This is a genomic window from Victivallis sp., assembly GCF_048170485.1.
Classification (GTDB): Bacteria; Verrucomicrobiota; Lentisphaeria; order Victivallales; family Victivallaceae; genus Victivallis.
Genome location: NZ_DBEXAY010000302.1, coordinates 1 through 10,648, shown reverse-complemented (window position 1 = coordinate 10,648; position 10,648 = coordinate 1). Strand labels below are relative to the sequence as shown.

Below are 10,648 nucleotides of genomic sequence, written 5' to 3'. Positions count from 1 at the left end.
CATAAAGAGGGGGTTCCTGATTTGGTTTTCTCGTAAAGTGGTATTAAGGTAATGTCCGGGAGCTGATTTTTCAAGTCCGCTTTGCGGCGGACAACCATTGTTTTCGGAAGGGGAGCCTTATGACAATCACAGAGATTTTTGCAAACGCCGTCCGCAACAACGCCTCCGATTTGTTCCTTTCCGCCGGGAAACCGCCGGCGTTCCGCCGCTACGGCGAAGTTGCGCCCTACAGTGAACAGATCATCACCCGGGAGGAGATCGATCTTTTCCGGAAAAGCGTGATTCCACCGGAACAGGAACAGCTCTATCTGCAGACAGGAAGCACCGACGCCGCCTTCGCGCCCACGCCGGAGGCGCGCTTCCGCATCAACTTCTTCTCCGCCAGCAACGGGCCGGCGCTGGTTGCCCGGCCGATCCGCTCCGGAGACGAACTGGATTTCGCCGACCTCCATCTGCCGGACACCCTCGCGCAGATCTGTTCGGAATCGCGCGGCATCATCCTGGTCGTCGGTGCGGCGGGCAACGGCAAATCCACCACGATGAGCGCCATGCTCAACTACATCAATGCCCACTTCTGCAAACATATCCTCACGCTGGAGGACCCGATCGAATATCTGCACCACGACGCCAAAAGCCTCGTCACGCAGCGGGAACTGGACGGCAATGCCGACAGCTTCAGCTTCGCGCTCCACAGCGCCATGCGCGAAAGTCCCGACGTGATCGTCATCGGCGAAATGCGCGACCTCGCCACGGTCCGCGCCGCGGTCACCGCCGCGCTCTCCGGCCACCTGGTGCTCTCGACGCTTCACACCAGCGACTCCATCACCGCCATCGAACGGATCATCGATCTCTATCCGGAAGAACAGCGCGAACAGGTCGCTTCCGACCTCGGCATGGCGATGGTCGCGGTCGTCGCCCAGCGGCTGCTGCCGCGTCAGGATCAGAGCGGCATGATTCCGGCGCTGGAACTTCTCCTCGGCACCCCGACGGTCCGCAAACAGATTGCCGCGCGCGACTTTCAGGCGCTGGAGGATTCTCTGCGGCGCGGAGCGGAAGCGGGCATGCTCCCCTTCAACCGTTCGCTCTTCCAGCTCTGTCGCGAAGGGCTCATCTCGCAGGAGGTCGCCGAACACGCCTCCGGCAATCCAGCGGAATTCCGCCTTTATCTGCGCGGCATGGAGTCCGGCGTGGACACCTTCCGCAACTACTACAACAGCACGGCCAACGTCATCGACAACGTCAACATCGATATGAAGCGGCTGCTCCGCAGTGCGGTCAAACTCGGCGCCTCGGACCTCATTCTCTCCTCGGGGACCAGTCCGATTATCCGCATCAGCGGCAATCTGCGCGCGATGGAACTGCCCGAACTCACCCCGACGGACACCCAACGGCTGCTCTTCAGTCTGCTCTCGCCCCGCCAGCGGGTTGAATTTGAGGAGACGCGGGAGATCGATTTCGCCATCTCCATCTCGATGACCCTCTCCGACGCGGATCCCCTGCCGAAAACCTACCGTTTCCGCATCAACGGCTTCTTCCTGCGCGGCACGGTCGGCATCGCCGCCCGCGTCATCAACAACGATATCCCGCGACCGGAAGCGCTCAACATTCCGCCGCAGCTGGTCAAGCTGGTGGAGAAACAACAGGGGCTGATTCTCGTCACCGGCCCCACCGGAAGCGGCAAATCCACCACGCTGGCCAGTCTGATCGATCACATCAACCGCACCAGTTCGCGGCACATCATCACGATCGAAGACCCGATTGAATACCTTCACGCCAACCAGCTTTCGCTCGTCGAACAGCGGGAGGTTCACTCCGACACCCTCTCCTTCGCCACGGCCCTCAAGTTCGCGCTGCGGCAGGATCCGGACATCATCATGGTCGGCGAAATGCGCGATCTCGACACCATTTCCGCCGCCCTCACCGCCGCGGAAACCGGTCACCTCGTCTTTGCCACACTGCACACCAACAGCGCGCCGCAGACCATCGACCGCATCGTGGACTCCTTTCCCTCCCATCAGCAGAATCAGATCCGGCTGCAGCTCGCCGGCGTTCTGCTCGCCGTCGTCTCGCAGCGGCTGCTCACCCGGCGGGACGGCAACGGACGCATCGCCGCCTTCGAGATCATGGTCGGCACGCCGCCGGTTCAGTCGATGATCCGCGACGGCAAGAGCGGCCAGCTCCCCTCGGCGCTCGAAACCGGTTTCAAGGACGGCATGATCACCATGCGGCGCGCGCTGGAAGAGCTGCTCCGGAAAAATCTCGTCTCCGGCAAAGAGGTGGAGTCCCTCTCGCTCGACGCCAAACAGGTCAACGCCTTCTGAACAAAAGAGAACACCGGGTTCCGCGCTCTCTGCGGAACCCGGTGAATACCGGCAAACCGGGCCGTTCCTTCTACAGATGCATGCCGCCGGTCACCGGCAGTTCAATGCCGGTAATGTAGGCGCCGGCCTCGCTGCAGAGCAGAAGTGACGCTCCCGCCATGTCGGCAACACTCCCGAACCGGCCGAGCGGAACCGAACTGCGAACCGTCTCCCGGAACGCCTCATCGCTCAGAATCTTCTCGTTGCGGTCGGTCAGAATCACGCCGGGCACGAGGTTGTTCACCGTGACGCCGTCGGCGGCAAACTCCTTCGCACAGCAGACGGTGAAATTCTCCAGCGCCGCTTTGGTTGCGGAGTAGATCGACAGCCGCGTCGCCGGGCGAAGCTGGTTGACGCTGCCGACGCAGACAATCCGCCCCCAGCGCTTCCGGCGCATCGCGGGGGAGAACTCCTTCACCAGCCGGAACGCCGCGCCGACGTTCGCCTGGAACTCCCGCGCGAACTCCTCCGGTTCGTAATCGGTCACATGAAGATACTCCTGAATGGAGGCGTTCAGCACGAGAATATCCACCTCCAGCCCCAGCGCCCGGCAGGCGTCGGGAAGTGCAGCGGTTGCCTTGTCATCCGTAAGGTCGGCGGTGACGCATTCGCCCCGCCCGCCGATTTGTTTCACAAGCTCGACGGCGTCGCGGAGTTTCGCGGACTCCCGCGATCCGTGCAGAATCACCGTCGCGCCCGCCCGGGCGAGCGTAAGCGCAATCTCCCGGCCGATGCCCCGGCTGGAACCGGTCACCAGCGCCGTATGACCGGCGAGGGAGAACAGTTTTTCCAATGCTCCATCCATCGTCTGCGTCCTCTTAGAAATAACCGCCTTTTTCGATGATCTCGGAGATGGTGTCGCCCTGCCGGACCCAGGAGAAGATATCGATCTCGTTGCGTTCGATCCCCTCGGCGCGCAACAGCACGTCGCAGGCGATTTCACGCGGAATGCAGAGCACACCGTCGATGTCGCCGAAGATGATGTCGCCGGGGCGGACAGTCACCTTGCCGATCCGGACCGGAACCTGATAGTGGGTAATCATGCAGCGGCCAAGCGAACCGTTGCTGGTGCGATACTTGTAGAAGAGCGGAAACTTCTGTTCGAGAATCTGCTTCGTATCGCGGATGCCGCCGGAAATCACTGCGCCACGGATTCCCTTCGAAATGGCGGTGGCGGTCATCACACCGCCCCAGAGCGACGCTTCGGTGTCCTCCGAGGTATCCCAGACGACCAGCCCGCCCGGCTTCATCTCGTCGAGCATCTGAGCGCGGAAGGTCATTTCCCCCTCGATCATCACATTCGGCGCACTCTTGACCGTGAACGCCTCGCCGCAGACCACCATCTCATCGCGCAGCGGCATGATGTTCGACGGCAGATTCTGATTGAGCAGGCAGAGTTCCCGCATCACATCGTTGATGCATCCGGTGTAGAGTTTCTCGTACCGGGCGCAGAGTTCGTCGAGCGGAATGGCCAGTTCACAGTTCGGAATGCGCTGACGGGTGGCAATCAGCCGATCGAGTTTCATGAGACCGGCTTCTTTGGCTTTCTGCTTCATGTCCTGAAGGGAAGGCATATTCACATCTCCTTGTGTTGCATGAGTGTTATTTCAGATGACATTCCATCGACTCCGCCTTGCCTTCCGCGGAGGTCCAGCTTAGACGGTAACGGCCCCGGAAGCCCCGGAAGCCCACTTTTCCCTCGCGGTCGGCGCGGCACGACAGACTCGTGTGCCATTCGTGATGGATGAGATCATTGAGCGCGAAATAGGAGAGCTTCGGCTCCATATCGCGGGTGAACAATCCGGAGATCGCCGGTTCACCCGGTGCACCGCAGCCGTCGACCACGTTCCACCAGGTGATGCCCATCATCGGAGCCAGACTGAACCAGAGCCGATAGAGGTTGCGGGAGATTCCGGCCTGAATGATTTCGCCGCGGCGGTCTCCTCCGGGAGAGGTGATGGTGATCTCCGACAGGTGAATCGGCAACCCGGCCTTGCCGATCAGCTCCATCGTTCGACGAACTGTCTCCGGACTCTGCCGAAGATCCTTGCCGGAAGCAATATTCAGACATATCTGCGGGTCGAAAAGATGCATCTGCGCCCCCATGATATCAATCTTGCAGCCCCGGCGGCGCAGATCGCATACCTGCTGAAGATAATCTTCGGAAAGGTTGTAATCGTTGATGTTCAGTTTCGCCTTTTCCGGGAAAACGCTCTCGGCGATCTTAAATGCCCGATAGGTATAGTCGCCCGGCATCGGACCATACCAGCTCTTGCACAGCTTCGAACCGGGGACCATCCGCCCCTTCCCGAAATCGGCGGCGCTCTCATTGGCGACATCCCAGCTGTCGATTTTGTCACCGTACCGCACGGCAATTTCCATGATCCGTTTCGCGGTGAGGACGTTAAGCAGCGTGGTGTATTCCGGCATCGCCTCCGCCATCTCGTCAGCAGACATCTCCTCAAAGGGATACGCGGTAGCCTGACACTCCAAGGTGCCATCCGATGGATTTTGCTCCAGATTGGCCTTCTTGAGAAAATGGAGAGGCATCCGCCCAATCAGCCAGTCCGGAATCTGCCAGCGGTTGTTGCCCCAGACCAGCGTGTGTCCATGAAGCCGGATTCCTTTCGAGCGGCAGAACTCCACCACCGGATCGGTGGCGGGGCGGCGCCAGTGCGGCTGAGAGTTCGGATTCGGGCAGTGGTTCCAGAAATCGGCGGAGTCACGGTATTCGGGCCGGAAACGGGGATGCCCCTCCTCCAGCTCCAGCTGCTTCCAGTAGAAGGCGATCGTCGCGGAGTTGAACAGTGTGCCGTACAACTCCTTGTAACGGCGGTTGCGCTCATCGGTTCCCAGCTGATCGAAGTTGAAGATGTGAGCGCCGAAGATGAAATCGTGCGAGAGCTGTTCGACCTGAATCTCCCGCCCGGCAGCGGAAGCGGGCAGCGAAAACTCCCCTTCCGCTTTGCGGTTTTTCTCGATGTCGGCATCGATCTGCCGTTGCAACTTGTCATTCCACTGTTCACGATAGGCGGGACCGAATGCTTCGTTGATTTCCGCCTGCGACACGTTTGGTTTACGATATTCTGTCATCACACCATCCCTTTATTTTTCAATGGTTTTCAGTGCATCCAGAATGCCGCGGATATATCCGACGGCAAATAGATTGCCCAGCATGGCATAGCCGGGTTCACAGTTCTCCTCGGTCGCCATCGTCGGCGTATGATCCGGGCGGAGAATCCCGTCAAATCCATTCTCTTTCAAAAGCTTCAACAGCTTCGCCATATCGGTCGGTCCGTTGTCATGGAAGGTTTCGCGGAAATGCTCCGCCGTCCCTTCGATATCGCGGAAGTGGAAGAAGAAAAGCTGCTTTTTGCGGCAGAATTCCTCGATCAGCGCCGGAACATCCTCCCCCATCGCCCGGAAGTTCGCCTGACAGAAGGTCACCCCGCAGTTCGGACTTGCCGCCAGCGCCAGCGCGCGCCGGAATGCCGCGGCACTGGTCAGAATGCGCGGATATCCGCAGAGCCGGTCAATCGGCGGGTCATCCGGATGCAACCCCATCTTCACCCCGGCCTCTTCCGCCGCCGGAATCACCGCCCGGATGAAATATTCGAAGTTGCTCCATAACTTTTCATGCGAGAGCTTCAGCTCCGGCTCCGGCGGCATCGCGGCGCGGTCAAATTCACTGGTCAGCGCCCCTCCCCGCTCCGGCAGATCCACCCGGGTGCGGTACCAGCCGACACCGGCCATGAAGTTGAGGCAGAGAAGCGGAATTTCGAGCCGACCCATATTCCTCAACATCATGCAGTAATGCTCGATATCCTCATCGCGCCCGGGCAACCCGAGCTTGATCCGGCTCATATCGAATTCATCCCCTTCGAGAGCCCACAGCCGGAACCCCTGCTCCGCAAAACGTGTCTTCACGCTGTGCAGCGATTCGAAGTCCCACGGCGGCAACTGCCCCGACAGTTCGGGAGCGGCCTTGGTGATCGCGTATTCCACACCGACCTGCCGCGCCAGAATCCAGCGGATATCCGGTTTCACCGGCAGCATCAATCCGAGTTTCATAGAATTACAACTCCTCTCCTGCACACCATCTCTTCATCACCTGCGCCGCCGGTTTGCCGTGGATCGTGAACCCCGTGTCGCCGTGCGGCTGCGTATAGTGGGGGCGCTTCTGCTGTTCATCCCACTTCCACCACATCAATCCCTTCCACCAGGGACAGCTCGAAAACGCCCGGACGACACCGGCGAGGTAGTTCGCCTGACTCTCCCCGTCGTAATCGCCTTCGTTGTAATACATCCACGGCTGCAGAGTACCGCCAGCCACCGAACGCGAACCACATTCGGCGAAGAAAAGCGGCACACCGGTCTCCCTGACCACGGCCTCGAGCGCGTCCACTGACGGCTGGAGATCAGCGGCAAGTTCGGTTGCGGTCGGATCGGGCCGGGCAGTGCCGGTGTAGAAGCTGACGCCGAGCAGGTCGAGTTCGCTGAACCATTTGCGGACAAATGGTTTACCTGGATGATATTGATTGGCATTGTAGGTCACCGGACCGTGGTAAATCTCACGCACCCTCCGGATCACCGCCGGCCAATGGTTCTCCTGCGGTTCGCATCCCATGAGTTCGCATCCGATGCAGAAGAGTTCAACGCCGTTTTCCTCGGCCAGCTGCGCATAGTGTGCCATGCATTCGGTATAGTTTGCGAACCATTTCCCCCAGTAGTCAACCTCGATCCCCGGGATCATCATCTGTTTCGCCGGGAAACAAATGTTGCCGCGCCAGACACTGTCGAGACATTCGATCATCGGTTTGAGCATCACCTTGATGCCATGGCGGTGGAACGTCTCAATCGCTGCGGCCAGCTCGGTGTCGGCGGGGGTATAGTGGAAGTCCTCGAACATTCGGGTGGACTGATAACTCTCCTGTGCAACTGTCGCAATCAATGCAACATAGCTGACTCCGAGATTGCAGATGTTTTCAATTTCACGTTGACCGGCGGCGCTGCGATAGTAGCCCCGTCCCGCCATGAAACCGAAACTGATGCCCTTGACGAACAGTTTATCCACAGAACTCATCTCTACCGGAACCCTTCCTTTTTCTTTGCGGTGAATTTTTCCAGCAGCAGCGATGCAATCCGGCTCCGGTCGCGTTTGGCGCGTTCATAATCACCGCGGCGCGTCGTCAACACCACCACACAAAGCCGGAGCCCGAAATCGATGTAGAGAGTCTGACCGCTCCATCCTGAATGATAGATGATCTGATCGGACGCGGATTCTGGACGATATGCGTCCCTCATGATCCAACCGAAACTGCGTTTTACAGGCAGATGCGGCGGCATTGCATTGACGGTAAATTCGCGAAGCCGGGCTTCCGGGAACAACTCGCCGCCGCCGGGAAGACGGCCGCCCTGAAGCAGCATCCGGCAGAATTTTCCGAGGTCCCGTGCCGTGGAAAACATCCCGGCATTTCCCGCGCAGCCACCGTCGCGATAGACGCGGAAGGCGACGAAATCCGAGATCTCCCCCGGTGCATTCGTCCCACAGGTTTGTGCGAGCCTGCCGGGGGCGGTGATGACGGGCCGCCCGAGCGACGAATCCGTCATACCGAGCGGTTCGAAGAGCTCCGTTTGACAGAATTCCGTCAGACGGCGGCCCGTGATCCGTTCAACGATCTGGCCGAGCAGCAGATAATTCCAGCAGGCATACTCGAAGTGCGTCCGAGGCGGGAAGAGCGGCGGGAAACGGAGGGTGTTACGCAACAGTTCGCACCCGTCCTCGGCAAAGTACTGGCGTTCCGGCTGATTTTCGTGGCTGAATCCCGATATGTGGAGCGCCAGCTCCCGTACTGTGATCGGACCGCCGGGCAGAGGAGCCGTGAAATCGGGCAGATACCGGGTGAACGGCGCGTCAAAGTCGACCATGCCACGGCTGTGGCAGAGCAGGAGTGCCGTCGCCGTCGCGACGGCCTTGGTTACACTGGCGACATCGATGATCGTGTCGCAGTTCATCGCCACTCCGTCGGCGGCTTCTCCGCAGGCATATTGGAAAAGTTCCCGTTCCGGATCGCAGACCAGCAGAGCCGCTCCGTCGATCACGCCATCGTTGATTTCATCGCCGATGATCTCTTCCCATTTTCCGTACATAGGCTCACCTTTTTATGACCACTGGCGGTCGTTGGCCCACTCCTTGTCCCACTCAGTTGTCGGCGCCCACGCTTCGGGGAAGTCGGGATGGAGTTTCTCACGGATCAACGACTCATTCAACGCTTCAATGCCGAGACCGGGCGCATCGGGAACCGTGATGAATCCGTCGCGGATTTCCAGACGCGGCGCGATGAGATCAGGCCACCACGGCACATCCACCGAGTGGACCTCGAGCGCCATGAAGTTCCGGGTCGCCGCCGCGACGTGGACCGCCGCCAGACAGGCGATCGGACTCTCCGCCATGTGAATCGCCATCTGAACGCCGTACTCCTCGGCCATGTCGCCGATTTTGTGCGTTTCCAGAATGCCGCCTGCGGTGAGCACATCCGGATGAACCACCGCCAGAGCCCCGGATTCCAGCAACGGCCGGAAGTTCTCTTTGAGGTAGATGTCCTCGCCGGTGCCGAGCGGAACCGTGGTCGCCGCCGCAATGCGCCGGTACTGATCGTGCCACTGCCACGGCACCGGGTCCTCCATCCAGGCGAGATTGTACTTCTCCAGCCGCCGGGCCAGCCGGATGCAGTCCTCCACCGGAATATGGCCGAGATGGTCGATCGCAATCGGAATATCGTATCCGGTCACTTTGCGTACGTCAGCCATATACTGATCGAGATAATCCAATCCTTTTTCGGTGAGATGGATGCCGGTGAATCCGTGCGCGGTGTTGAAGAGGTCGTAGGCCTCGCCGCGCATCGCCCGCGGATCGATCGAACCGTGCGGCGTGGCGAAAACGGTCTGCTTGTACTCGCGCATCTTTTCCAGGAAGCCGAGCGGAGCGGAGAGACACCCCTCCTGTTCCATCAGAAGTTCGATCCCGAGATCCATTTTGAGGAAGGTGTACCCCTGCTTCATCCGATCGACCAGCGCCCGGCCCATGTCGCGCCCGCCGCCCTCGGAGTCGGTGTCGCAGTAGACCCGGATCCGATCGCGGAACTTCCCGCCCAGCAGCTGCCAGACCGGAACACCCCACGCCTTGCCGGCGAGGTCCCACAGCGCAACTTCAATGCCGCAGACGCCCCCCGCCTGCCGGGACGGCCCGCCGAACTGTTTGATCCGGCGGAAAATCTTGTCGATGTTGCAGGGATTTTCGCCGAGAATGCGGCTCTTGAGCATCGCGGCGTAGGTACGGCTGGAAGCGTCGCGCACCTCGCCGTAACCGATCAATCCCTGATTGGTGTAGAGTTTGAGCAGCGTACACCGCTTCGGCGCGCCGTCGATGTCGGCAAACCGCATATCGGTGATTTTCAATGTTGCTGGATCAATTTTCTGATTCATGGTTCCTCCTGAAAGATGATATAATATTCAACCGCAAAGTTTTGCACATTCCCGCGCGGCACGCCGCACTGCGGCGGCGAGCGCCTGTTCCTGATCACCGGTGAAATCGGCGTCACTGCCGAGCAACGTAAGCGCAGCAATCACATTGCCTTCCATATCCCGGACCGGAACCGAAAGAGCATCGACCCGCCAGCGGTTCTTCCCGGCGTTGAAACAGTAACCATGCCGCCGGATCGCCTCCACCCCGGCAAGCACCAGTTCGGCATGATTCTGTTCGGCAACCGGAACAGTACAACTTGCGGCAAGCTCTCGAATCTCTCCCGGCGAAGCATCCGCCAGCAGCGCCGCACCGACAGATCCCTCCACAATCGGGAAATGAACACCGATCTTGCCGGAAACCGCCATCGGCCGCGGTGACTCCGCCCGCAGAATCGAGACCTGGTCCCTTCCCTGCCGAATCGAAAGTTTGCAGCAAAGTCCGGTCTCCGCTGCAAGACGGTCGAGCACCGGCTGGACCACACTGAACCGCGCCGTGAAGTCGGAAAGTTTGCGCACCACCGGCGCAAGTCCGTTGGAGAGGTCGTAACGCCCGCCCGCTCCCTTGCGGACGAAATCCGCCGCCAGCAGCGTCTGCAGTATCCGGTAGCAGGTACTCGGAGTAATGTCGAGCTCCGCAGCAAGCTCCGCCTGCGTCGCTCCTCCGTTCCGGTTGCCGAGACAATTCAAAATCGCCACTGTCTTCTCTACGGCAGGAATGGTATTATTTTGCATTTTATTCATATTTGAATATCTAGATTTATGAT

The 10,648-nt window shown here is 59.9% G+C and carries 9 protein-coding genes; 1 reads left to right on the top strand and 8 read right to left on the bottom strand.

The window, feature by feature from the left end; translation table 11 throughout:
* The first annotated feature begins 119 nt into the window (after positions 1-119).
* Positions 120-2,321 carry a type IV pilus twitching motility protein PilT gene (locus ACMLHG_RS15875; protein WP_417171115.1) on the top strand — a complete coding sequence of 734 codons (2,202 nt, stop codon included), beginning with the start codon at positions 120-122 and terminating at the stop codon, positions 2,319-2,321.
* A 70-nt stretch (positions 2,322-2,391) separates the two neighbouring features.
* On the opposite strand, the gene ACMLHG_RS15870 is transcribed toward ACMLHG_RS15875, so the two are convergent.
* Genes ACMLHG_RS15870 through ACMLHG_RS15835 form a run of 8 tightly spaced genes read right to left on the bottom strand, consistent with a single transcriptional unit; the run spans position 2,392 to position 10,616 of the window.
* Positions 2,392-3,165: an SDR family NAD(P)-dependent oxidoreductase gene (locus tag ACMLHG_RS15870; RefSeq protein ID WP_417171114.1), complete on the bottom strand. Its 774-nt coding sequence runs from the start codon at positions 3,163-3,165 to the stop codon at positions 2,392-2,394.
* Positions 3,166-3,178: 13 nt separating this feature from the next.
* Complete coding sequence (locus tag ACMLHG_RS15865) at positions 3,179-3,934, bottom strand: RraA family protein (protein ID WP_295810089.1); 756 nt, start codon at positions 3,932-3,934, stop codon at positions 3,179-3,181.
* Positions 3,935-3,962: 28 nt separating this feature from the next.
* The gene (locus ACMLHG_RS15860; protein WP_294436413.1) at positions 3,963-5,453 is read right to left on the bottom strand and encodes an endo-1,4-beta-xylanase; all 1,491 of its coding nucleotides are present in this window, start codon (positions 5,451-5,453) and stop codon (positions 3,963-3,965) included.
* A gap of 12 nt (positions 5,454-5,465) precedes the next feature.
* Positions 5,466-6,431 (bottom strand): mannonate dehydratase, encoded by a 966-nt coding sequence (locus ACMLHG_RS15855; protein ID WP_417171113.1) that lies wholly within the window; start codon positions 6,429-6,431, stop codon positions 5,466-5,468.
* 4 nt (positions 6,432-6,435) lie between these two features.
* Positions 6,436-7,443, bottom strand: a complete 1,008-nt coding sequence (locus tag ACMLHG_RS15850; RefSeq protein WP_295810094.1) for a glycoside hydrolase family 113 — start codon at positions 7,441-7,443, stop codon at positions 6,436-6,438.
* 2 nt (positions 7,444-7,445) lie between these two features.
* Positions 7,446-8,510 carry a serine hydrolase domain-containing protein gene (locus tag ACMLHG_RS15845; RefSeq protein ID WP_295810096.1) on the bottom strand — a complete coding sequence of 355 codons (1,065 nt, stop codon included), beginning with the start codon at positions 8,508-8,510 and terminating at the stop codon, positions 7,446-7,448.
* Positions 8,511-8,522: 12 nt separating this feature from the next.
* Positions 8,523-9,845, bottom strand: a complete 1,323-nt coding sequence (locus ACMLHG_RS15840; RefSeq protein ID WP_417171112.1) for a mandelate racemase/muconate lactonizing enzyme family protein — start codon at positions 9,843-9,845, stop codon at positions 8,523-8,525.
* A gap of 27 nt (positions 9,846-9,872) precedes the next feature.
* The gene (locus ACMLHG_RS15835; RefSeq protein WP_417171116.1) at positions 9,873-10,616 is read right to left on the bottom strand and encodes an IclR family transcriptional regulator; all 744 of its coding nucleotides are present in this window, start codon (positions 10,614-10,616) and stop codon (positions 9,873-9,875) included.
* Between the last annotated feature and the right edge of the window lie 32 nt (positions 10,617-10,648).

Coding starts and splice junctions, on each gene's coding strand:
- ACMLHG_RS15875 (WP_417171115.1), top strand. CDS start 120: ATGACAATCACAGAGATTTTTGCAAACGCCGTCCGCAACAACGCCTCC.
- ACMLHG_RS15870 (WP_417171114.1), bottom strand. CDS start 3,165: ATGGATGGAGCATTGGAAAAACTGTTCTCCCTCGCCGGTCATACGGCG.
- ACMLHG_RS15865 (WP_295810089.1), bottom strand. CDS start 3,934: ATGCCTTCCCTTCAGGACATGAAGCAGAAAGCCAAAGAAGCCGGTCTC.
- ACMLHG_RS15860 (WP_294436413.1), bottom strand. CDS start 5,453: ATGACAGAATATCGTAAACCAAACGTGTCGCAGGCGGAAATCAACGAA.
- ACMLHG_RS15855 (WP_417171113.1), bottom strand. CDS start 6,431: ATGAAACTCGGATTGATGCTGCCGGTGAAACCGGATATCCGCTGGATT.
- ACMLHG_RS15850 (WP_295810094.1), bottom strand. CDS start 7,443: ATGAGTTCTGTGGATAAACTGTTCGTCAAGGGCATCAGTTTCGGTTTC.
- ACMLHG_RS15845 (WP_295810096.1), bottom strand. CDS start 8,510: ATGTACGGAAAATGGGAAGAGATCATCGGCGATGAAATCAACGATGGC.
- ACMLHG_RS15840 (WP_417171112.1), bottom strand. CDS start 9,845: ATGAATCAGAAAATTGATCCAGCAACATTGAAAATCACCGATATGCGG.
- ACMLHG_RS15835 (WP_417171116.1), bottom strand. CDS start 10,616: ATGCAAAATAATACCATTCCTGCCGTAGAGAAGACAGTGGCGATTTTG.